The 22,503-nt window shown below is 45.1% G+C and carries 19 protein-coding genes; 14 read left to right on the forward strand and 5 right to left on the reverse strand.

Translation table 11 applies throughout. From position 1 onward, the window contains the following. Window positions 1-109 precede the first annotated feature (109 nt). From MKY01_RS04900 to MKY01_RS04925, 6 genes are all read left to right on the forward strand, one after another. Entirely contained in the window at window positions 110-565 is a 456-nt protein-coding gene (locus MKY01_RS04900; protein ID WP_101314624.1) for a GNAT family N-acetyltransferase, read from the forward strand. A 166-nt stretch (window positions 566-731) separates the two neighbouring features. Continuing rightward, window positions 732-1,013 (forward strand): hypothetical protein, encoded by a 282-nt coding sequence (locus MKY01_RS04905; RefSeq protein ID WP_339285640.1) that lies wholly within the window; start codon window positions 732-734, stop codon window positions 1,011-1,013. 137 nt (window positions 1,014-1,150) lie between these two features. Then, complete coding sequence (locus tag MKY01_RS04910; RefSeq protein ID WP_339285642.1) at window positions 1,151-2,503, forward strand: amino acid permease; 1,353 nt, start codon at window positions 1,151-1,153, stop codon at window positions 2,501-2,503. A 290-nt stretch (window positions 2,504-2,793) separates the two neighbouring features. Further along, the gene (locus tag MKY01_RS04915) at window positions 2,794-4,182 is read left to right on the forward strand and encodes a WXG100 family type VII secretion target (protein ID WP_127550455.1); all 1,389 of its coding nucleotides are present in this window, start codon (window positions 2,794-2,796) and stop codon (window positions 4,180-4,182) included. 20 nt (window positions 4,183-4,202) lie between these two features. After that, window positions 4,203-4,493, forward strand: a complete 291-nt coding sequence (locus MKY01_RS04920; RefSeq protein WP_047841737.1) for a hypothetical protein — start codon at window positions 4,203-4,205, stop codon at window positions 4,491-4,493. Between the two features lie 180 nt (window positions 4,494-4,673). Beyond that, a complete protein-coding gene (locus tag MKY01_RS04925) occupies window positions 4,674-6,428 on the forward strand; it encodes a HAMP domain-containing methyl-accepting chemotaxis protein (protein ID WP_076253461.1) in 1,755 nt (584 codons plus the stop codon). A 114-nt stretch (window positions 6,429-6,542) separates the two neighbouring features. Here MKY01_RS04925 and MKY01_RS04930 read toward each other — a convergent pair whose 3' ends face one another. Next, complete coding sequence (locus MKY01_RS04930) at window positions 6,543-7,454, reverse strand: LysR family transcriptional regulator (protein WP_339285645.1); 912 nt, start codon at window positions 7,452-7,454, stop codon at window positions 6,543-6,545. A 116-nt stretch (window positions 7,455-7,570) separates the two neighbouring features. Here MKY01_RS04930 and MKY01_RS04935 point away from each other — a divergent pair, with 116 nt between their 5' ends. Beyond that, window positions 7,571-8,614: a 2,3-butanediol dehydrogenase gene (locus MKY01_RS04935; protein WP_339285647.1), complete on the forward strand. Its 1,044-nt coding sequence runs from the start codon at window positions 7,571-7,573 to the stop codon at window positions 8,612-8,614. 133 nt (window positions 8,615-8,747) lie between these two features. Here the strand turns inward: MKY01_RS04935 and MKY01_RS04940 are convergent, their stop codons facing one another. Together MKY01_RS04940 and MKY01_RS04945 are read right to left on the reverse strand one after the other, a co-directional pair. Then, a complete protein-coding gene (locus MKY01_RS04940; RefSeq protein ID WP_036672621.1) occupies window positions 8,748-9,260 on the reverse strand; it encodes a GNAT family N-acetyltransferase in 513 nt (170 codons plus the stop codon). Window positions 9,261-9,389: 129 nt separating this feature from the next. Then, window positions 9,390-10,154 carry an AraC family transcriptional regulator gene (locus MKY01_RS04945; protein ID WP_156946146.1) on the reverse strand — a complete coding sequence of 255 codons (765 nt, stop codon included), beginning with the start codon at window positions 10,152-10,154 and terminating at the stop codon, window positions 9,390-9,392. A 182-nt stretch (window positions 10,155-10,336) separates the two neighbouring features. Between MKY01_RS04945 and MKY01_RS04950 the strand changes: the two genes are divergently transcribed. The 6 genes from MKY01_RS04950 to MKY01_RS04975 all read left to right on the forward strand — a co-directional run bounded on the left by MKY01_RS04950 (window position 10,337) and on the right by MKY01_RS04975 (window position 18,837). Continuing rightward, window positions 10,337-12,658, forward strand: coding sequence for a beta-L-arabinofuranosidase domain-containing protein (locus tag MKY01_RS04950; RefSeq protein ID WP_339285651.1), 2,322 nt, complete (start codon window positions 10,337-10,339; stop codon window positions 12,656-12,658). 83 nt (window positions 12,659-12,741) lie between these two features. Further along, window positions 12,742-13,308, forward strand: coding sequence for a Uma2 family endonuclease (locus MKY01_RS04955; RefSeq protein WP_036606195.1), 567 nt, complete (start codon window positions 12,742-12,744; stop codon window positions 13,306-13,308). 678 nt (window positions 13,309-13,986) lie between these two features. Beyond that, window positions 13,987-14,718 carry a hypothetical protein gene (locus tag MKY01_RS04960; RefSeq protein ID WP_127550445.1) on the forward strand — a complete coding sequence of 244 codons (732 nt, stop codon included), beginning with the start codon at window positions 13,987-13,989 and terminating at the stop codon, window positions 14,716-14,718. Between the two features lie 12 nt (window positions 14,719-14,730). Next, complete coding sequence (locus tag MKY01_RS04965) at window positions 14,731-16,419, forward strand: VWA domain-containing protein (protein WP_127550443.1); 1,689 nt, start codon at window positions 14,731-14,733, stop codon at window positions 16,417-16,419. Window positions 16,420-16,655: 236 nt separating this feature from the next. Next, a complete protein-coding gene (locus MKY01_RS04970; protein ID WP_076319360.1) occupies window positions 16,656-17,795 on the forward strand; it encodes a toxic anion resistance protein in 1,140 nt (379 codons plus the stop codon). A gap of 277 nt (window positions 17,796-18,072) precedes the next feature. Beyond that, window positions 18,073-18,837: an SH3 domain-containing protein gene (locus MKY01_RS04975; RefSeq protein WP_282319319.1), complete on the forward strand. Its 765-nt coding sequence runs from the start codon at window positions 18,073-18,075 to the stop codon at window positions 18,835-18,837. Window positions 18,838-19,085: 248 nt separating this feature from the next. Here MKY01_RS04975 and MKY01_RS04980 read toward each other — a convergent pair whose 3' ends face one another. Then, window positions 19,086-19,685: a TetR/AcrR family transcriptional regulator gene (locus MKY01_RS04980; RefSeq protein ID WP_282319318.1), complete on the reverse strand. Its 600-nt coding sequence runs from the start codon at window positions 19,683-19,685 to the stop codon at window positions 19,086-19,088. Window positions 19,686-20,101: 416 nt separating this feature from the next. Between MKY01_RS04980 and MKY01_RS04985 the strand changes: the two genes are divergently transcribed. Continuing rightward, window positions 20,102-20,860, forward strand: coding sequence for an SDR family oxidoreductase (locus MKY01_RS04985; protein ID WP_127550437.1), 759 nt, complete (start codon window positions 20,102-20,104; stop codon window positions 20,858-20,860). A 172-nt stretch (window positions 20,861-21,032) separates the two neighbouring features. Here the strand turns inward: MKY01_RS04985 and MKY01_RS04990 are convergent, their stop codons facing one another. Continuing rightward, the gene (locus tag MKY01_RS04990; protein ID WP_036672606.1) at window positions 21,033-22,067 is read right to left on the reverse strand and encodes a LacI family DNA-binding transcriptional regulator; all 1,035 of its coding nucleotides are present in this window, start codon (window positions 22,065-22,067) and stop codon (window positions 21,033-21,035) included. Between the last annotated feature and the right edge of the window lie 436 nt (window positions 22,068-22,503).

Here is a 22,503-nt window from a genome sequence, read left to right on the forward strand (position 1 = left end):
GTGGATATAAGTAACCTCTTGTCATAAAACCTAACACGGTAGTAAGATAAAATGATTGATATACATTCAGTGATAAAACCAATAAAAATGTCGGCGGGAGTGGTACGTTATGGAGATCAAAGTGGATGATTTGAGTGGAGTCCAAGTTAAGGCTTTAATTGCGGAGCACTTGCAAGGGATGGCAGCAGATTCGCCTCCAGAAAGTATTCATGCGTTGAATCTGGACGGACTCAAGGAGCCCGAAATTACTTTCTGGTGTGCTTGGGAAGGGGACGACTTGCTCGGCTGCGGGGCTATCAAAGAACTTGATCCAGAGCATGCAGAGTTGAAGTCGATGCGTACCGCTTCGGCTCATCTGAGAAAAGGCGTAGCGAGAAAAATTTTGGCGCATATTATGGAGGTTGCCACAGACCGTGGTTATAAGCGAATCAGTCTGGAGACGGGTTCAATGGATTCATTTATCCCGGCAAGGAAGATGTACGAAGACTTCGGATTTGAATATTGCGAACCATTCGCGGATTATGTATTGGACCCGAACAGCACGTTTATGACGAGAACAATTTAAATGGATTTACATGAGAAACCAGTATTCTGTTTTTTTACAGGACGCTGGTTTTTTTATTTTGCAACATATCGTACATTTTAAGAGATGGAAAAAGAGTAGAATAAACTAAATAATACAGCATTAAAGCAAAGTGGCCTTGTGACGAAGAATGTGGAGGGAGTCGTGCATGATATATTGGTGGTTCGATGATATGAATCCGCTGTTTGCTGTCTTGGTGTTATGTCCCATCATTGCAGCGGTGCTTGGAATATGCAGTTATTTTGCCAAAGGGTTTAGACTTTGGGGAGCGCTGATTATATCTTTTATGCTGCCTTTGTTGTATATCGCGAGTAATCTTTCAACAATGGGTAGTAACATAGGCGCTTGGTTCATCTATGGGGCAGTGTACAGTTTGATCAGCTGGATTGTACATAGATTGCTTCATGCGATTGTGGGGTATAAAACATAGGTTATGTCCATATATGTTTGGGATGAATTGGCCATAAGGAACTTCTGGGCTGATTGATGGACAATAGGGTATACTGGACATTATGTCTATGAAACAAGACAGCATTACAGACGTTTTTTACATCAGGAGGACTTGAATTGGCTCAGACAGAAGGAACACTACAAAAGAAGCTTAAACCAAGACACATCAGTTTTATGGCAATGGGTGGTGTCATTGGAACGGGAATTTTCAAAGGCAGTGCAGAGACGATTGGACTCGCGGGTCCGGGCGTTATTGTCACATACATTTTTGCCGGATTATTGCTGCTGGTTGTTATGGCCGCGATGGCGGAGATGGCTACGGTGTACAAGAACAAAAATATGAAAGACTTCGTGCAGGAGGCATTTGGTAGCAGAGTATCCTTTGTTATGGGATGGATGTACTGCTTTTTATGGTTATCGGTGTGTGTCATTGAGGTAATTGCCGCCGGGAGCTTTTTGCAGTATTGGTTCAGTGAAGTACCGCTGTGGATGCTGAGTCTGGCATGTGCGGCGTTCATTATACTGGTTAATCTGTTAAGTGTAGGTGTGTTCGGGGAATTTGAGTTTTGGCTGGCCGGGATCAAAATTGCCATGATCATTATTTTTATCTTCCTGGGTGCAGGATTGATCTTTGGCATTATCCCAAGTGATAACACGCCATATCTGCAAAATTATACGCAAGCAGGCGGATTCTTCCCGAACGGATGGTCATCGATCTTCTCGGCACTGCTTGTGGTCATGTTCTCCTATGGGGGATCGGAGCTGATTGGTCTGACCCTGACGGAGACGGAAAATGCAGAAAAGGTTATGCCCAAAATCGTGGGCAATTTCATGCTCAGAATTATTCTGTTCTTCACCTTGCCGATTCTCATCATCTGTGGTCTTATCCCATGGAATGAGATCGGGCCGGAGAGCAGTCCATTTGTTCAGGTGCTTGCATCCACGGGACTGCCGGGAGCAGCACACATAATGAACTTTATTTTGGTGACTGCCGTTCTGTCTGCTGCGAATTCAGGGATCTATGGTGCATCCCGGATGATGCACTCCATGGCAGTGGGCGGGGAAGCTCCTAAGGCATTGTCAAAGACGAATCGCAATGGTAGCCCTGTTAACACACTTCTGGTGTGCTCAGTGGTTTTGCTCGGAGGTTCCTTGCTTGGCCTGTTCGCGCAGGATCAACTGTTCCGCGTATTGCTCGCAGTTCCGGGGTTTGTCGTAATCCTTGTGTGGATCTGTATTGCCTCATCACAGTTGAAACTGCGGAAGAGATATCCGGTTCAACCGACCTTCAAAGTTTGGGGATTCCCTTATATAACCGGAGTTGTTGTACTATGTCTTAGTGTAATTGCAGTGATGTTTGTGTTTGATGAAGGTAATCGGTTCAGCATTAGCATCTGTCTTGCCGTGCTCGCGTTGCTGATTATCTGGTCCCTGATTCGATTCAGAAGGACGAATAAACAAACAGTTTAGTATGAATGGGTAGTATACAAATGTAGAACAACACGACATCTCGGCGCTTGTGCCGGGGTGTTTTTTTGTAGGCACTAAGGAAACGATTTTATTTTGGAACTAGAACCTCTGTTTTTGTTATAACTGGGACAAATTAGGGGTAATACGAACTAGATAAATAAACCGGCAGTCTCTACGAAATGATCTGTGTTCACTTTATAATAAAAGCCCATCTGTACATATGAATCTTATAGCATTCTAAACAACAAATGTTCGTATAACAACGAAATATATTTAGAACGAGGTCTCACATGACAACGATAAAAGTAACTCCTGAACAGTTGATATCTGTCTCGAAACAATTTACAACAGCTCAGAATCAGGTTTTTCAGATGAATAACATCTTGAAACAACATTTATTCGAAATCGAAAGACAGTGGGATGGTAGTACGAAGGAAAGGTTTTATGTTGATTTTATAGTTGCGCAGCGGGTGATGGATGACTTTGTCTCACTATCCTTATCCATTGCGAAGGAGCTTGAAGGGCATGCGGAGAAATTCAGACTTGCTGATCAGCAAGCTGTACAATCCTATGATGCGAGTTGCGCACCACCACCGCCAGATGAATGCAGGGCACCAGCAACCGACACCCGTCATGCTTTTCAGAAGTCTGCTGATAGTTTAGTCGAATTGGGACAAGCCTTTATGCAATCTGCGGATGATCGATATCAAAAGCGTTATGATAGTGTAGGTGGTTTTCTGGATTATTGGACATTTGGTATTCCAAGTGGTCTTGTTCAGGGGTATGTAGACAGGGCGGATAAAGCATTCAACTCCCCGAATGATGCTGCCAACTGGCTCACATTTGGTATCCATGGGACGATACGGGAAGCCACCTTTCCGACCAATGCCTGGTCCAGTGAACACTGGGCGAATATGATTGGGTTGGGAGGTCTAATGGTTGGTGGGGGTTATGCCTCCACGATGATCAAGCCGCATAATCTTCTGACTTCGTCGGGAGGCGGCGCGAAGATTAATTCATTCAATCGTCCGCCTGGTACAGGGCAGTTAACAGGTAGTTTTAATGGACATAAAGATCAACGCCTTCGAGTTCTGGATAACATTGCTGAGAGTAAAAAGGCGAGAGAATCCTCTAAGTTTTCCGAGTATCTGGAGAAGGAAAAAGAGGCGGGGACAGGGGATTATCGACAAATTTCATCAGATGGTTTAAGAAATGAAATAGAACTAACAGATGCTCAGAAAACTGAATTGGTTAGTTACTCTGTAAGATTAGGTTTTCCGGAAGAGAATATAGTATTTCGAGAACATTGGAATACCGGTATGATGTATGACAGACTGTATATCAATACAGATGTTTTACCAGCAGAGTCTCTTGGAATAGGCACATTAAGTGCGAATACACGTGTTTCGGGTAGAGCTACTATAGCCCATGAGATTATTGGACATTATGAAGCGTTTAAAAGCGGAAAAGCTTTCGAATTATATAATCTTGATGATGCAACCTATGCGCGAAATTTTGCGTTGGACGAAGCACAAGCCAGTATAAGAGCGGCGAGATTTGCCCCAGAGTTAACTTCTGTAGAGAGAATGACACTACTCAGAGATGCGATTACGAGATTGAAAAATGCAGATCTCCGTGTAAAGGATGTAAAAAACGAACTTTATATTCAACATAGATAGAAGGAGAAGGGATTGTAATTATGTATAAATTAATGAATGTTGGAGATATTTTTGAATCGTCAGAACATGGCACTATTTTAGTGGGAATCAATCCTGATCTTGATAATCTGAGCCATGATCAAATTAAAAAGCGAATCAATAATTATATTTTTGTACGAACACCTGACAATAAAGAATTTTCAATAGAAGTGGTTTCAATACAAATCTCAAGTTCGTTAATGAATAAAAAAAGTATTGGTATATGTGTTGGTAAATCAATAAGCCAATCCGAGATCCCTATTAACTCAGTAGTGTATACACAAAACTCCTAATACTGATCCAATGAACAAAGCTCCCACGGCCATGATAGCGTTTTTATGTAAACCCAATATTTTCTTGCCTAATTCGACATATTCGTTTACTATTTTCCCATACATAGTGCTTCAAGCATGTGTTTTTTGGGTAGCGCCTAGTCAAAAAGGCTTGGGTTCACGGGAGAGGAAGAGGAGCGGATGATTGGTTTTTTTAGAAAACGTTTGGTTGTGCGCATTGTTGCAGTAGTCACACTGGTCATTACGATTATAGCCGTTGGAAGCATGCTGTTACAGGTGGCCAATATGAAACTAGCTGCGCAGGAGGCCATTTCGAGTTACAACATCCAGATTGCTCAGAGTTATGTGAATCAGCTGGATACAGCATCTTATGCCGAGTTTGCCAAGGACCCCAAGGAGAATGACGAATTCTTGAAGATTCGTGATGAACTGGATGACTTTCGCGTAAGCATTGGTGCAATGTATGTGTATTTCGTCAAAATAGATGACAAAGGTACGCCACTTATTATGGTGGATGGTATGAAGGATGCAGATAAAGCCTCACCGATTAATGAAGTTACGGATGTCCCTCAGGAGGCTGTGCAGAAGCTGTTACAGGGGCAAACAGCCAGTTCTTCGATTATTAACAATGAGGAGTACGGCGACTATATTTCCTCTTACGCTCCCATGCTGGATAGTAACGGTGCTGTAACAGGTGTAATTGGGATCGATACGGCGGTATCGGTCATCGGAAGCATTGAGTCAGATATAATGAAATCGAGTATTCCCTTCTATGCTTTGTTGCTACTAATTACACTTATAGGCATTGCTGTTGTCACGTGGTTTATCGTAAGAGGACTGCGGCCACTTCAACCGCTGAAGGCGAGTGTGGAAAAAATGGCACAGGGTGAGCTTGCAGAAGCGAACCAAATTTTGACGTCGTATCGTTTGCGCAGCCAAGATGAGATTGGAACAACATATCAAGCGATGATACATATGTCCGGGAACTTGAATAAGATTGTGAGTAACATGGTTGAAGGCGTAGCAGTAACCACAGATATTTTATCGGAATCAACGAAGGAATTTAATCGCAGTACCGAAGAGATGCTTGAGATGGGCAAGACGGTTGATCAATCTGTCGAACAGATTAGGCAGGGTGCACATACGCAGAAGCAGGGTGCAAGCGATAGCGCGCATGCGATGGAAGAGATCGCAAAAGGCATAACGGATATATCCGAATCCTCGATGGTTGTGTCGGATGCGGCATCAAGTGCGCTTTCTACGGCGGAGTCCGGTAAACAGAGCATGACACTGATGAAAACACAGATGGAGAGTATCTCAAATGTCTCAAGTGAAGTTGTAGCGATGGTTCAGGTGCTGAACAACTACTCCCAGGAAATTGGTGGTGCCCTGCACACGGTTCGTGACTTTGCGAGTCAGACGAAGCTACTTGCGCTTAATGCATCCATAGAGGCAGCACATGCAGGAGAACACGGCAAAGGTTTTGCGGTTGTGGCGGATGAAGTTCGGAAGCTTGCTGAGGCCTCAAGCACATCCATGGAACGGATCTCCGACTTGTTGCTTCGTATTCAACAAGAATCACAGCAGATTGGCTCACAGATGGGGGTTACTGCAACCGAGATTGGACAAGGGGTTACAATTACCGCAGAAGCGGAGCAAGCTTTCGCCCATGTGGTTGATGCGTTCCAACTGGTGACCAATCGTATTCAGGAAGTCTCCGCTGCGGCAGAAGAAATCTCGGCAGGATCGGAAGAGGCTGCAGCCTCCGTCAATACGATCTCTCAGATATCAGCCGGGGTGTCGGATCATTCGGATGATATCTATCGCTTGATGCGTGAACAGTCGGCCATGTTCAACAGGGTGGCGCAAACCTCCACCATGCTGGAGCGGCAGACGAACGAGATGAGTGAAGCCGTACGAAAAGTTAAAGTATAGTTTGAGTAAGGTGTAGTAATAGTAACGCAAGAGATAGTCAGAAAAGTGTTCCACTCTTGGAGAAGTTGGTGTTCATCCCAAACTTCCTTCAAAGGGTGGAGCACTTTTTTAGATTTAAACTTTTAAATGATCCAGCTCTATCGCCTGTCTGAAGCGTTGGGCGAATCGTTCTGCGGCTACGGCGGACTCCTTGGACTCCGTCTGCACGAAGCCAATTTGCATTTTCGGTTGATCGATTCCAGCGATCTCTACCATCTTCACCAGACCTTCTTTCCATAAGGGATTTTGGTGAAAGGAAAAGTCGTGACCAATCGTGGCGGCAATATCGTTTCTTAACACCATGTTGATGGCTTCTGAATTATTTGTTTTAAACAGAATGGACAGAGGTCCATGATCATAGGTGAATTCCTTGATGAAGTCTTCGATGAAACCATCTCGATACAGTGCCAGCTTGTGTTCTTTTAATTGATCAGGTGAAACACGGCTGTGCTTGGCAAGTTCAGACAGGTGATGAGTACCGACGACCAGCTTACCCGAGTACATGGGACTGAAGTGAAGTCCATCGAATTCCCGCAATTGTTTCGCATAGATCGCGATAAAGCCCAGATGGGTTTTGTTATTGCGAATATCTTCGATAATTTCCATGGACCCTTTCTCTTCAATGGAGATGTTAAGTTGCGGGTGCTCACGCTTCATATCTGCAGCAGACTGGACAAGATAGGGCATGACACTTGGAAAAGTAGCTACATGAAGCTCTCCGCTAAGAGAGGAGGCTTCGGCGTTCAGGGATTTCAATTCATCAATCCGCTGCAAAATGTCCAGTGCCTTGGCAATGAATTGTTTGCCTTCGGGAGTGGGGTGAGTACCCTGCCGCGAGCGTTCGAACAGGATGATACCCAATTCTTCCTCCAGACGATGCACCGATTGGCTGATCGCCGATTGAGTGACATGTAGATGTTCCGAGGCGGCAGAGAATGATTTCGTTTTCGCAATTTCAACGACATATTCGAGCTGTTCCAGATTCATGATTTCATCTCCGTTTAGCATTAATACAACTAATGTTAACATTAGTATCTATAAATATGAATAATACATGAACAGCGATATAATATATAGACAATCATACAAAGGGGATGAACTTCATGAAAGCAGCAGTATGGTATGCCCATAAAGACGTGCGTGTGGAAGAGCGGGAGGTTCCGGTTGCTCAAGCGGGTCAAGTCAAAATCAAAGTGGAATATGCAGGGATCTGCGGCAGTGACTTGCATGCCTATCATCATGGTGTAGGAATTCAAGAAGGCGAGAATCATCCGCTCTCAGGACAGAAAGCACCGTTGACATTGGGACATGAATTTGCAGGAACTGTAAGTGAATTGGGGAGTAATGTAAGCGGTATCAGTGTAGGGGGTCGAGTTGTGGTAGAGCCGTTGTACCATTGTGGAAAATGTGAGTACTGTATCCAGGGTCGCTATAACCAATGTACTCAATTTGGCTTCGTTGGACTGAATGGTGATGGTGGTTTTGCAGAGCATGTTGTTGTTGAAGCATACATGGTTCATCCCATCCCGGATAACGTAACTTTCGAAGAAGGTGCGCTTGTAGAGCCTACAGCCGTAGCCTTTCACGCGGTTCGTCACAGCAAGCTGAAAGTGGGGAACAAAGTAGCCGTATATGGGGCAGGTCCAATTGGATTATTGACCATTCTGTCTGCCAAAGCAGCAGGAGCCTCTGAAATCTATGCAGTCGATGTATTTGAGGAACGTCTGGACCTGGCAGCCAAACTGGGAGCCATTCCGGTGAACAGTGCCAAAGTCAATGCAACAGAGGTGATCTTGCAACAATCGGGCGGTATTGATGTGGCTTATGAAGCAGCAGGTGTACAACCAACGATGGATAGCGCCATTGCGGTTGTCAAAAAAGGCGGAGAAGTTGTTGTCATCGCAGCGATTCCAAATCCGCTTCAAGTGAACTTCTTCGATCTTCTGGTCAAAGAAGCGAATCTAACGGCAACGCTGGCATATCGCCACATTTTCCCTGAAGTGATTTCACTGATTGCTGAAGGGTCGCTCGATGTGAAACAGGTCATCACCAAGAAAATCAAACTGGACGACATCGTTCAGGAAGGGCTTGAGCTGTTAATGAGCGACAAGAGCCATGCGAAGATTTTGGTGGAGATTGGCGGTTAAAAAATCAATAGCGAAGTGTCATTTCAAATGTTGATTGATCATTTATAAATGTAAAACAGACCGTCATGAAGATGATCGGTCTTTTCTACATTTCATTCTCTGTTCGCTGATCCCGTGTTGCTGTTACCCAACACTAGGAATCATAACGGTAACATATTGCCTTACCCCCGCTACTCTCGGAGCTGAATTCCTCATCCTCTGTAAATCCAAAACGCTCATATAAACGGATGGCATTGACCATCTGACCGCCCGTATATAAATACACCGTATTTTTGCCCATCTCCTTGGCAGAATCTACGCATTGCTGGAGCAATACTCTGGCAATCCCGTGACCTCTCCATTTTGGATCAACACCCAACAGCCGAATAAACGGATAATCGATCGGCAATTCAAAGTTTGGATAAGCCTTGTGTGCTGTTTCGAATAATTGGACTGTACCGACAATCTGATCATCAATCTTTGCGATCCATAATTGTGTCAGGTACGGATTAACCACAGACTCTCGAATATCTTTTAGGTAGGCCTCCCAGCGTTCATTTTGCTCAAAAGTCTCCCGATACTCGGCATAACTTGCAACAAGGATATCTACAATCTCTGGATGGTCTGCTTCTGTGGCAGGATGAATCGTAACGGCAGCCGTTGTCATCTTATAATTCCTCTTCTCTTATGGGTTAAGTATGGAATATAGTTTTCTTGCATTTTACCATAACGGATTCAATCCGATTCATTCAAATTTTCTATAGGTAACTCAGTCATTTCTATAGATCAAAGCATATCAGCGATTGAGCTGTGTGGAATACAGATGATTGCGATATTCGGTTGGCGTATTGCCTTCGTATTGCTTGAACATGCGCAGGAACAGCTTGTAGTCGGAAAAGCCGCACTGTCCGGCAATTTCTTTTACACTGGCATTGGTGTTGAGCAGCAATTGTTTTGCCCGGCGAATACGTTCTGTGAGGATATAGGTTTTGAGCCCGGTACCTTTCTCGCGTTTCACCATTTTGGAGATATAGTCTTTATTAAAATTAAAATTTTCTGCAATCTGACTCACCGTGATGTTTGTATGCAGATGAATATCGACCCACTTGCAGATATGGTCCACAATCGCATTGTGCGGGCGATAATCCGCCTCTATATTGCGCTCCAGCTCCTTGAACAACAGTAACAAAGCAGCGTCGGCTTCTTCTGGTGAGAAGGATGACACATGCAACAATTGCTTGAATAACTGATTGGCCATGGAAGGCACCTGAATGGTGGCATGTGTCCTAAACTGGTTGAATTCTGCAGAAATGGCATCATAGTGAACCCAGTAAAAGCTGACGGGTGTGTCGCTAATCTGGTAGCCGTAATGGGTGCGACCGGCGCGCAGAAACAACAGATCGTTGGCACGAACTACATATTGTTCCTCTTCCTCCGCGATGTACATCTCACCTTCCAGCATCAAAATGATCTCATGCACAGGCATGCTTCGTCTCATGTGGCTCCAGTTGCCTTCGGATATGAACTTGCCGCACAGGTAATGTTCCAGTGGCTTTTGCATAGGACGGATTTATCCACCTTTTCTTGGATTATGAGTCTGATGTAATTGTATTTTATTTGATAGTATGGGGATATTCAAGCTCTACAGGAGATTGATGAGTATTAGTCATATGGAACAGAACACGGATTTTACCCCTTAAGAATGAATGGATATCTATTACATCCCGAGAAGGAGTGAGTGTAATGATTGATACGAAAAAAGGATTTCTGGGACCGGAACATGTAGATCTGTTAAATGGTGTGTTTCAAACATCACAAGAGGTGGGGGAGCGTTACCTGTTATCGCTGGATATTGATCGATTCCTGGCTCCATGCTTCGAAGCGCATGGTTTACCTGCCCGAAAAGAGCGCTACGCGGGTTGGGAGGCACGTACCATCAGCGGACATTCCCTCGGACATTATCTGTCTGCCCTGGCTGTGACGTATCAGGCAACCGGGAATATCACGTTAAAAGAAAGACTGGATTATGCGGTTACCGAACTGGCGAGAATCCAACAGACCACGGGGAGCGGATATATCGGTGGTTTGTCCGAAGAACCTTTCCACATGGCTTTTCGAGCAGAGAATATTGGTGGATTCAATATCGGTGAATACTGGGTTCCCTGGTACAGTGTGCACAAAATCTATCGCGGCCTGATTGATGCCCATAAACTCACTGGCAACGGACAGGCACTTGAGGTGGTTACTCGATTTGCAGACTGGGCGGTCGAAGGTTTGCTTCCGATGACAGAAGAACAGATGCAGACGATGCTTCAAAGTGAACACGGGGGCATGAATGAAGTATTTGCACACTTGTATGGAATCACAGGCAAAGCCTTATATCTTGAGATCGCTAACAAGTTCACCCATCAATTGATCCTGAGACCCTTGGAGCACAAGCAAGACGATCTTCAAGGCAAACACGCCAATACGCAGATTCCTAAAGTGATCGGTGCAGCCGAAATCTACAACCAGGACCACACCCATGAGAGTTATCGGACAGCGGCAGAGTTTTTCTGGAACACCACGGTGCATCATCGTTCTTATGTATTTGGTGCGACGAGCATTTCGGAGCATTACGAAGCAAAGGGTATGGAGAGTCTGGGCATCAAAACAGGAGAGAGCTGTTGTACTCACAACATGTTACATCTAACGAAGCAACTCTTTGCCTGGAATCACGATAGCGCCTACATGGACTATTATGAAAACGCCATCTACAATCACATCCTCGGCACGCAGGACCCCGATACGGGGAACAAAACGTATTTTGCATCAACGCTACAAGGCCACTACAAAATCTATGGTACTCACGATACCGCTTGGTGGTGCTGCACAGGATCAGGCATGGAGAATCCGGGCAAATATGCCGAGGCCATCTATTTTGAGGATGAACAGGACCTGTACGTCAACCTGTATATCGCTTCCCAACTGGATTGGGCGTCACAGGGATTATCCTTGAAGCTTGAAACCGACTTTCCTTATTCGGAAAAGGTAACCCTGACGATCACCGGAGGCAACGCCTCGGCTCATCTAAGATTACGTGTGCCCTCATGGCTGCAAGAGCCAATGACGGCAACAGTTAACGGGGATACGGAACATCCGTATACACGGATGGAACCCGGCTATCTTTCCATCGAGCGCACATGGACAACGGGCGATGTCATCACCATCACACTGCCGATGTCACTCCGCCAGTACACTGCCCGGGATGATTCCCACAAAGTGGCATTCCTGTACGGCCCGATAGTACTCGCTGGTGCACTAGGAAATGAGGGTCTTCCGGAGGATACGATTGTGGACGAAACAGCTCTAAATCCCAAGACTGCACCTGTACCTGTGATCTGGACGGAGCAGGATGATGTACGAGAGTGGATCAAGGTTGTGGATGCAGACACGTTAACATTTGAACTTAGCAAAGATGTTACTTCCACAGGCGAAGCCGTGAAGCTCATTCCGTTCTATGATGTGCATCACGAATTTTATACCGTGTACTGGCCGTTTAACGATGAAGGAGATGCGCTGGAGAAAGAGTTGAACGATATCACGATCGACAGGGTTCAGGCTGACGGTCAGCAGGATGAGATTGGACATCAACTGGATAGCAACTGCCGTGGGGAGCACCACAACGGTTCAACCACAGATGGCCGTAAGAAGTTGCATATGTGGCGAGAAGCTTTTGGCGTCAGTGGGGCTTACTTCAGTTACCAACTGGCAGTGGATCGTGAGGCAACCAATTATCTATGTGTGGCCTATTGGGGCGGAGATCATTCCGCGTTTAAACGGGAAGGTAAGTTATATGACAGACAATTCGCCATTACCGTGGATGGAACACTCATCGGTGAGCAGCGAATTCATATGAACAAGATTGGCGAAGTGTTCTATGTGACCTACGATATTCCTGAGGCCGTAACATCAGGTAAAGACAGCGTTAAGGTAATGTTCCAGGCGAAGGGCGACAATGGATGTGCCGGGAAAGTTGTAGAGGTGCGCACCACGCGAAGCAAACCGGAATCCATCTTTTCGTGATAAGAGGCATGGTGTGAAAAGGCGCAAACACAATGTTATAATGAAAACAAAAATACGGTTAGTTGGAAGAGGAGGATCGAAGTGTGGCAAAACCCGACAATAAAGGTACTTATAGCTTTCAGGATTGGTTAACATGGGAAGGATCATGGGAATTAATTAACGGCAGAGCTTTTAATATCTCGCCAGTACCTACTTCATCGCACCAGTTTATTGTGGGTGAGCTGCACTTCTCTTTGCGGACTTTTTTTCAGAATCGGAAATGTTTCGTGTTTGTTGCCCCTTTTGATGTGTATTTTAGCGAAAATGAACAATATGACCTACCAGATCAAGTTGTACAGCCTGATTTATCGGTAGTGTGCTCCAAAGACCAGATATCCAAAAGTGGCTGTCACGGTGCGCCTTCTTTAATTATCGAGGTGTTATCGCCTTCGACTGCGTTAAAGGATTTTAACGAAAAATTTAACTTGTATCAGAAATATGGTGTGAACGAATACTGGATTGTTGACCCCGGCAATCAAACCGTCCATGTGTACACGCTGGAGGATGGCAGTTACCAGACCCGTCATCTGTATACAGAGCAGGAAACGATTCAATCGGTTATATATCCTGAATTGGTAATTCCGTTGGATTCGCTGTTCAAGTTCAGGTAGTGCGAAGCGTCAATCTGTCTGCTACAGACGAAGCAATAAGGCGGCCATTTTTTTATTCTAACGAACCGTACACGTCTTATATGGGCAATATTGATGTGGTGGGAAATGTAACGAATCTCAGCGATGCTATTTCATTCGAAATAGGCGATAAACAACGTCTTTTCGCCTAAAACGGGAACATAACGTGTCTCAGGTTCGTTACATTTTCAGAAGAGTTGGAATGTACCTAATAACGTCACCTCAGTTCGTTAGATGTAGAACACGGCATCAAAATTTTAATAAGAACACGAAAAATAATGAACCAACGCATAAGGGGCGAAATCGGATGATCTCCGATTCGTCCTTTTTGCATTGCTCTTTTTTTCAGACAAGTCTTATATAAAAAATGACACGCATAGCTATTTTCCACGTATTACCTGATAACATTTCTTCTCCACAATCTGCTGTCTCGTAAAGCTCACTTTTTATGGATTGACCACAAAATTTCCTGCCAAGTTCCATGTTGTCCCTGAAAATATGAAATGGGATAAGCCCAAACCACGTATATTATGAGTATCCAAATATCCAATCATATCCACCTGAGAGCGTTAACATCATGTACAATAAGAATAAGCTGAATAGGAAAATTACGACATGAAGCACCAATATATAACATGAAAGGAGGTCGGATGATTGAACATGATTAAGTACATAAAATTGTTGGGGTTGGTCCTCGGTATTGTGGCTGTGAATGTTCTCGCATTCTCACCCGGCTTTATCGGGCTAAATTTCGGGGAGGGCGCATTCACAACTGCGCTATCCGTTACCCTTCTGTTCGGCAGTGCAATGGCACTCTTATATGGAAGTTACACCTTGCTGTTCAGACAACCGGTAGTCCTGCCCGTGAAGCATATCGAAACGCATGAAGATTATGTGGAGGCACTATCTTTTTATAGACGCATCAAAGTCCTCGAAGAAGATATTACGCTGGGGCTGTCCCAACTTAGTCGAATGAAAAAGAAAAAAGAAACACTCCTGAACGTGCTTCATCAACGGTTTGATCCCGGAGAACTGAGCTACAAGAAATTTGCTTCGGTCACACTGGAAGTGGAGAAGCTGTTGTATCTGAACATCCGCAGTGTGCTGAACCGGTTGAATGTATTTGATGAAGCTGACTATGCCAACATGATGAAGTCCAAATCCTCCACACTTCCCCAGAAACTTTTTCAAGAAAAAACCAAGGTATACAACGATTATCTGTCTTATGTAAAAAATGCATTACACACCAATGAGGAAATTTTGCTCAAGCTCGATCAGTTGTTACTCGAGATTTCACGCCTCGACAGCTTTGAAGCCGGAGATATTGAACAGATGCCTTGTATGCAGGAGATTGATCAGTTAATCAAGCACACCAAATTATACAGACAGTGAGGGGTTGCTCGTATGGCCAAGAAGGGAAAGTTTTTTTTCATATCGATTGTAATGCTGGTACTTGTATTTGGTCTGGTCTATGCAGGGATTACACTGACGTCGAACTTTGGCAAGTCGACCACACAGGTGAGCACAGAGAATGCAGGTAAGGAACTGGGGAAACTGTATGCGGACATTGCGCCAGCGACGGCGGAACCGGTCAAAGGACAGATTGATCTCGACCCGGTCGATGTGGCAGAATCACTGCCGGATATCTCCAAATTTGCAATTGCCGTAGAGAATACAACAAATGATTACGTCGAAATCTTCTCTTCCCCAGAGAAGTCGGGTAGCGGGGTAGACGGCTGGTTAACCGAAGTGGGCGAGGAGTTCAACAAAGCTAATATTACCGTTGGTGGGAAACAGGTATCAGTCAAAATCCGCAACATTGCCTCCGGTACGGCCACCGATTATATCAAGTCTGGTAAGTATATGCCGGATGCATTCACACCTTCCAATGAACTATGGGGCGAGATGGTTGAGGCTAGTGGGGTGAAGACAGAGATGGTATCCGAGCGATTGGTCGGGAACGTTCCGGGTATTGTTATTTCCAAAGCGAAATATGATGCACTAGTTGATACGTACGGCTCCGTTAATGTAAAAACCGTAACCGAAGCCATTGCCAACAATGAACTCGCGATGGGATATACCGATCCATTTGCCAGCTCCACAGGACTTAATTTCCTGGTGACTGCACTGAATACGTATGACAGCGCCAACCCGCTTGGCGAGAAGGCCATTGAAGGGTTCGAAAAATTCCAGACGAATGTACCGTTTACAGCATCGACAACGATTCAGATGCGGGAAGCTGCCAAGTCAGGCAGACTGGATGCCTTTGTACTCGAATATCAGACGTATGTGAATACCGCTGATCTGAAGAGTGGATACGTCTTTACACCATTTGGTGTGAGACATGATAGCCCGCTGTATGCATTGGGACAATTGCCACAGAACAAACAGGAAATCATCCAAAAGTTTGCAGAATTCGTAACTCAAGCGAAGTACCAACAATCGGCAGAAGAGTTTGGCTTCAACGGTTTGCAGGATTACAAATCCGAGCTGGCTACCGTGGATGGCGGCACGTTGTTGTCTGCACAGAAAGTATGGAAAGAGAAGAAAAACGGTAGTAAACCAATTGCCGCCGTGTTCGTGACAGACGTGTCCGGAAGCATGGACGGCGAACCGCTTAATCGACTGAAGGAGTCCCTACGCAAAGGTCAGAAGTACCTGGGCACTGAGAATAGTATTGGCCTGGTTTCTTATTCTAGCGGGGTAACCGTGAATCTGCCGATTGCCAAGTATGATACGAACCAGCAGTCCATGTTTGTCGGAACAGTTGATAGTCTGCAAGCTGGCGGCGGTACAGCAACCTTTGACGGGATCGTGGTGGCGATGAAGATGCTGGAAGATTATATGGCCGCTAATCCAAACGTGAAGCCGTTGATCTTTGTCCTGAGTGATGGCGAGACCAACGAAGGTCATACCCTGAAGGATATTCGTGAACTGGTCGAGACGTACAAAGTGCCAATCTATACGATTGGATACAACGCGGACATCAAGGCTTTGGAGAGCATCTCCAGCATTAACGAAGCCGCAAGCATCAATGCCGATACCGACGATGTTGTGTACAAGATCGGAAACCTGTTTAACGTACAGATGTAAATTTATAACACGAAGACGTAGAGTGCAGAACCGATCTGAAGAAGCGTAGCGGTCGCCTAAAAGCTTTCTGAAAGAAAGCTGCTTCGGAAGCATACGCTATCACCAGATTTCAACCGATTAATGAGGAAAATGAAGAAATCTGGGGATAACAGCGATCGGAGGAGGGTACTGCAATCGGAGTCACTCGCGTGGAATATCAATCATTTTACAGCACGTATTTAAAGGGGGAACTGTAGATGTCATTTTCAATGGAAATACCGAGCCAGAAGGAAATTCAGAAGGTGATCGAAGAAGAAGTGAAGCCCGTGCCCGCCGAGGTCGCGGAGCTTCAACAAGTGGCAAATGCCAACGTAGAGATGATCATGACACTGGATCTCGAATCCCTGGAGAAGCGCAAAGAAATTCTGCAATCCATTGACGGCTTTGGCATGAATACGATGAGATCCTCTTCTGAGAAAAACGCCTTGCTTCAAGTCTCCGTTGGACATCTGTCCAAGACGGGAGACGAGGGCGGTCAGGTCGCCAAAGGTTTGACCGAGCTGCATATGCAACTGAAGGATCTCGACCCAAGCGTGGTCGACTTTGCCAAGAACGGTTTCCTTGGGAAATTGTTCAATCCGCTTCGCGCCTATTTCCTGAAATACCAGAAGGCTGACGCAGTCATCGCTGACATCGTAACCTCTTTGGATAAAGGCAGATCTACCCTGCGTAACGATAATACAACGCTGGAGATTGAACAGCAGAACCTGCGGGAACTCACCAAACGACTGCAAAAGGAGATTCAGCTTGGCGTGCTTATGGATGAGTCCATCGATGGCCAGATCGAAGCGGCCAAGGTCCGCAATGAAGACCCTGAGAAAGTCCGATTTATTACGGAAGAAGTGCTGTTTCCGCTCCGTCAGCGGGTCATGGATCTTCAACAAATGCTGGTCGTGAATCAGCAGGGCATCATGGCGATTGAAGTGGTCATCCGCAATAATAAGGAACTGATCCGAGGCGTAGACCGTGCGAAGAATGTAACCATCTCTGCATTGAAAATTGCCGTTACTGTAGCGAGTGCTTTATATAATCAGAAGATTGTATTGCAGAAAATTGAGTTGCTGAACCAGACAACCAATGATCTGATCGCCGGAACATCCAAGATGCTCAAGGATCAGGGAATTGCCATCCAAAAGCAGGCGTATGAAGCCAGCATCTCCGTGGATACGATGAAACAGGCGTTTACCGATGTGCTGTCGGCGCTCGATTCGATTAGTCTTTATAAGCAGGAAGCTCTGCCAAGAATGCGTGAGACGATTAACCAGTTCCGTGAACTTGCGGATACCGGCGAGCAACAGATTCAGCGGTTGGAGAAAGGGCAAAAGCTGGGGCTGTAGTGAGCAGATTAAGGCCAAGGACATAATCTGCCGGAAAAGACTCCCTCGGGAGTCTTTTTTTGATGTCAGCTTTGTATAATTCATGGCATTGCTCGCGGGTACCGAATTTCGACGAAAAGAATCATTCTGATCTACTTATTGCTGATGGGGAGTTGCTTAGTCTTTTAATCCAACAATTGATGGAATCTCCATATACAATTATAGCCAATTGAATTAAAATTAAGTAGGCTTGTAGTCGGGGAGTTGGACTAAATATATACAGAAATAGAGGGATACGATGAAGGGTCAGAAGGTGTTTGCCATACTGCTGGGAGCGTCTATTGTATTGAGCGGTTGTGGCGGGATTGAGATTACCATTAAGGAAGAAGGGAAGAGCCAAGAATTACAGGAGACAACCAAACCAGTTATACAGTCAGATGTAGTTCAAGGCGGAGAGCAGGTAGAGCTAGCGGTTGACTCGAAGAGTGAAGCTCAAACGGAAGTTAACAAGGTTCAAGAAGATACGGCTCAGGAAATAGCAGTAGAGAAGCTTAAGGAAGAAGCAAGCTACGCTGTGTCTGAGACGTCAGCAGAACAAAGTATTGATTATCTGAAGCCAACGTCTTCAGAAATAAATCTGCGCGTTGCACCTAGTATCAATGCAAGATCAGTAGGTATCCTATACCAAGACGATGAAGCTGTATATTTGCACCGCAAAAATTTTGACCCCTCGGACGGTCGTACCTGGTATCAGGTAAGTATTTCGGATGGGAGCATCGGATGGGTGAGCAGTAAAGTGGTGAAGCAATCGGATGGTCGTTATTACGAAGGAAATGCGTATTCCACATCTAAAGTGCAGTTCGTGACCGTATCGGTGGCCCATGCAAATATGCGAGATATACCTTCGATCAACGGATCTGCTGTTGCCGTTGTGGACAAAGGAGATCAATTGGAACACTGGGGCGGTTCCGTTTATGATCCATCGGATGGTCGTACGTGGTACGAAGTATGGACAAGTAGTGGGAAGTACGGATGGATTAGCGGCAAAGTAATCACTTGGTAGACGGGCGACTAGAATCTTTATATACCAACTTTACAAGAGATTCATATTAGCATTTTGCTACATTCACACAGTCTAGACGGACCAGAGCCTGAGGAGCACCAGCTTCTTTGCTGAATTTACTCACTAGGATATGAGAAATACATATATGGAAGATACATCCGCAAATTACGGTTGAACGCAGGGTAACCTGCCGATTCAACCGTTCTTTTTATTTTGGCAATATGGATCAACGGCTAAGAAGGAGACTTCTATACAGGGGGACGCCTTAAAGTGTTATCCGGCTTGTAATGGATGATCTTGAACAACTCCTCGGCCATGTAGGCGGGGCTATGCTTGAAATCCTGTCTGATCCACTCCATGATCATGCCAAATATCGCATGAGATTGGTAGCTTGCCAATATTTCATGGTTGATGTGCGGAGGGAAGATATGATTCAGATCCTGTAAAGCGAGATCCCGAAGAACATCACAGATCATGCGCTGGAAGTTGGAGGAGGCCTCAGATTTCACAACCAGTGTGTAGAATTGTGCGTGTTGGTGTACATGCTCAAATATAGTGATCGCCGAAGAGGGCATCAGATTGACTTCGAACTCTTCCTCATCCTGATAAGGTTTGCGGAAAGAAGTTACCAGATCCTGAATCACATCATCGATAATTTCGTTGAACAGGTCTTCTTTGTACTGATAATGCCTGTAGAAAGTTCCCCGATTCAGGTCGGCTCGCTGCACAATATCCGTAATCGATATTTCTTTAAAGGGATGTTTTTGCATCAAATGGACGAGTGCATCCTTCAGTGCAACCTTTGATTTCTTGATTCTTCGGTCCATCGAATTCAGAGTTTCAGACATCTATTTTCCTCCTCGCTATATAAGTTGAACTAAAGAATATTTACACTGGCCACTCCGATGACAGAACAACCTTCCGATCGCTGTTATCCCCTGATTTTTTTGATTCCTTTTTTATAAAGGGGTAAATCCGGGGATAGCATATGCTTCCGATGCAGCTTTCTTCCAGAAAGCTTTTAGGCGAACGCTTACGCTTCTTCAGGTTATTTCTGTCCTCTCCGTTTCGTGTAAATGTTTAGTTCAATTTATATCGTTCACTTTAAAGTACATTCGGGCTTATAAGTGTTGTTTAACGTACAACTGGACAAGCTTTTACTGATTGAAGTGAAACGCTATGACTTATTATACTAAGGATAAGAGTTAATGAACATTTGTTTGTTAACTTATTGTAAACGAATACACAAAGGAGGATACATGGAATGAAACTTCAAGATAAAGTTGCAGTTGTTACAGGTGCTGGTTCAGGTATGGGGAAAGCAATTGCCACGTTGTATGCTCAAGAAGGCGCGAAAGTCGTTGTATCGGATATTAACGAAGAATCGGCACAAGCGGTAGTGAATGATATTAAGGCACAGGGCGGAGAAGCGATTGTCGTTCTGGCCAATGTAGCCAAAGAAGAAGATGTGCAAAATCTGATCGATACGACAGTTAGCACATACGGTACAGTAGATATTCTGGTTAACAATGCGGGAATTATGGATGGCATGGAGCCGGCAGCAGATGTAACGGATGAAAAGTGGGAGAGATTGTTCGCTGTGAACACAACCAGTGTGATGCGGACAACACGTAAAGTATTGCCGATCTTCCTGGAAAAACAAAAAGGTGTTATCGTGAACATTGCTTCAGCAGGGGGCCTACACGGCGGACGTGCAGGAGCAGCCTATACAGCTTCCAAACATGCGGTCGTGGGCTTCACCAAAAATACAGGGTATATGTATGCTGAGCAAGGCATTCGCTGTAACGCGATCGCTCCAGGCGCTGTGGCAACCAATATCAGCTCCTCCATGGCAGGTATTAGCCATTTCGGTGCAGGGCGGCAACAGCTTGGGATGGCAATCAACCCACGCATTGGAACGAGTGAAGAGATTGCCAAAGTGGCTCTGTTCCTCGGATCTGACGAGTCCAGCTTCGTGAACGGAACTGTCGTTACAGCTGATGCAGGCTGGAGCTCTTATTAATCCATTGAAGTGCAGCCAAGCATGGAGTACGGAAATAGTGTGTGAATTAAGGAAGCCGCATGAGTATATGCGGCTTCTTTTTTTGCACCTATGCACCTACGTACGGTGGATAACAGCATCATATTCCGTGTAGGACAAACGTTTGCATTACTACACGGAAACCCGAAATGAATCAATCTGAGGGTGGCCTTGGTTTGGAAAAGAGTGAGGATTCACGCACGATCAGACGATGGGGGATAATGACCGGATTATGAAGCTGTGGTTCCCCACTAAGAATTTTTAACAATACCTGAACGGCTGTATAACCAAGCTGATAAGTCCCGATGTCGATAGAGCTTAAGGGTGGAGAAGCCAGTTCCGATAATGCAATATTGTTAAAACTGACCACACTGATATCTTCAGGCACCAGATAATGAAGCTCGGCAAGAGCTCTCAATACCCCAAAGGCCACGTTGTCATCTATGACAACAATTGCTGTGGGTCTGTCCGGCAAGGACATGAACAGCGACATCGCTCTGAATCCACTTTCCTGCAGAAATTCACCTTCCACAATCCAATCACTATCCGCATCCAGCCCGGCTTGGGCAAGCGCTTTTTGGTATCCTAACATACGATCATGCGATAACGTAATGTCCGGAGGACCGCTGACAAATCCGATTCGAGTATGTCCCTGAGCGATTAGATGATGCGTCGCATCATAAGCAGTCTGCACATTATCGTTATCCACCATGGGGGCATTTGGATGAGCTTCACTGCGACCGATTAACACAAAAGGAAACTTTTCCGCCTCCAAAAATGAAATGATGGGATCGTCTCGCTTGGACCCAAGCAACAAAATACCATCAACTCTACGGCCATGCACAAGGCGGGATATCGCATGCAATTCATTGTCTGATGATGTTTCGGTTGTTAGCAGCAATTCATAATTCATACGGGTGGCATGTGTAATAATACCTCGGAGCAGTTCCCCGAAAAAGTAATTTTGAAACAACTCTTCTGCAGGACGCGGAAGCATAATCCCAAGGGTATGTGTTGTTTTGGAAACCAGGCTTTTCGCGATGATGTTGGGATGGTAGTTCAATTCTTTCATAATTTGCTTCACTTTGAGAGACGTTTTGGTGCTGATTCTAGGATGGTTGGAAATCACCCGTGACACTGTAGAAGGGGAAACACCCGCCAATTTGGCAATATCCTTGATCGTAATCATGTAAAAAAATCCCTTCTGAACAATCGTATAAATATTCTCCTATGGTAATCCAAAGGATACGAGAAATCAATTGCTAACTGCCGAGTAAGGGATGCACGCGAAGTGAAATTAAGGAAGAAAGAGTCAGAACAAGGAAACAGGAAATTACTGTAGGTAGAAGAAGGAAATTGGTTAAAATTGAGCAAATATGGCTTGTGCAAACGTTTGTGCAAATAAAGATCGTTATTGTATGATGTGATTGTTATTGTAGCGCTTACATCGTTGGATTTACATACTTCTTGACTTGTTTACCCCTACATATTGAACGGATAGGTCATCTTGTCTCCCATTTGAGCAAACGTTTGTGCAAAATGGAATATGGGATGCAAAACCTGACAACATACGCAGACAAAAGGGTGAAAAGCGCGAACTTTGTTGGACCAAGCAGAGGGAAGGG

This window comes from Paenibacillus sp. FSL R5-0486 (assembly GCF_037975155.1).
Lineage (GTDB): Bacteria > Bacillota > Bacilli > Paenibacillales > Paenibacillaceae > Paenibacillus > Paenibacillus amylolyticus.

What these genes read in the sequence shown, in the direction of transcription:
- MKY01_RS04935 (WP_339285647.1), top strand. Translation starts at nt 7,571, where the DNA reads ATGAAAGCAGCAGTATGGTATGCCCATAAAGACGTGCGTGTGGAAGAG.
- MKY01_RS04915 (WP_127550455.1), top strand. Translation starts at nt 2,794, where the DNA reads ATGACAACGATAAAAGTAACTCCTGAACAGTTGATATCTGTCTCGAAA.
- MKY01_RS04920 (WP_047841737.1), top strand. Translation starts at nt 4,203, where the DNA reads ATGTATAAATTAATGAATGTTGGAGATATTTTTGAATCGTCAGAACAT.
- MKY01_RS04925 (WP_076253461.1), top strand. Translation starts at nt 4,674, where the DNA reads ATGATTGGTTTTTTTAGAAAACGTTTGGTTGTGCGCATTGTTGCAGTA.
- MKY01_RS04900 (WP_101314624.1), top strand. Translation starts at nt 110, where the DNA reads ATGGAGATCAAAGTGGATGATTTGAGTGGAGTCCAAGTTAAGGCTTTA.
- MKY01_RS04945 (WP_156946146.1), bottom strand. Translation starts at nt 10,154, where the DNA reads ATGCAAAAGCCACTGGAACATTACCTGTGCGGCAAGTTCATATCCGAA.
- MKY01_RS04930 (WP_339285645.1), bottom strand. Translation starts at nt 7,454, where the DNA reads ATGAATCTGGAACAGCTCGAATATGTCGTTGAAATTGCGAAAACGAAA.
- MKY01_RS04980 (WP_282319318.1), bottom strand. Translation starts at nt 19,685, where the DNA reads ATGTCTGAAACTCTGAATTCGATGGACCGAAGAATCAAGAAATCAAAG.
- MKY01_RS04960 (WP_127550445.1), top strand. Translation starts at nt 13,987, where the DNA reads ATGATTAAGTACATAAAATTGTTGGGGTTGGTCCTCGGTATTGTGGCT.
- MKY01_RS04950 (WP_339285651.1), top strand. Translation starts at nt 10,337, where the DNA reads ATGATTGATACGAAAAAAGGATTTCTGGGACCGGAACATGTAGATCTG.
- MKY01_RS04965 (WP_127550443.1), top strand. Translation starts at nt 14,731, where the DNA reads ATGGCCAAGAAGGGAAAGTTTTTTTTCATATCGATTGTAATGCTGGTA.
- MKY01_RS04905 (WP_339285640.1), top strand. Translation starts at nt 732, where the DNA reads ATGATATATTGGTGGTTCGATGATATGAATCCGCTGTTTGCTGTCTTG.
- MKY01_RS04985 (WP_127550437.1), top strand. Translation starts at nt 20,102, where the DNA reads ATGAAACTTCAAGATAAAGTTGCAGTTGTTACAGGTGCTGGTTCAGGT.
- MKY01_RS04990 (WP_036672606.1), bottom strand. Translation starts at nt 22,067, where the DNA reads ATGATTACGATCAAGGATATTGCCAAATTGGCGGGTGTTTCCCCTTCT.
- MKY01_RS04970 (WP_076319360.1), top strand. Translation starts at nt 16,656, where the DNA reads ATGTCATTTTCAATGGAAATACCGAGCCAGAAGGAAATTCAGAAGGTG.
- MKY01_RS04940 (WP_036672621.1), bottom strand. Translation starts at nt 9,260, where the DNA reads ATGACAACGGCTGCCGTTACGATTCATCCTGCCACAGAAGCAGACCAT.
- MKY01_RS04975 (WP_282319319.1), top strand. Translation starts at nt 18,073, where the DNA reads ATGAAGGGTCAGAAGGTGTTTGCCATACTGCTGGGAGCGTCTATTGTA.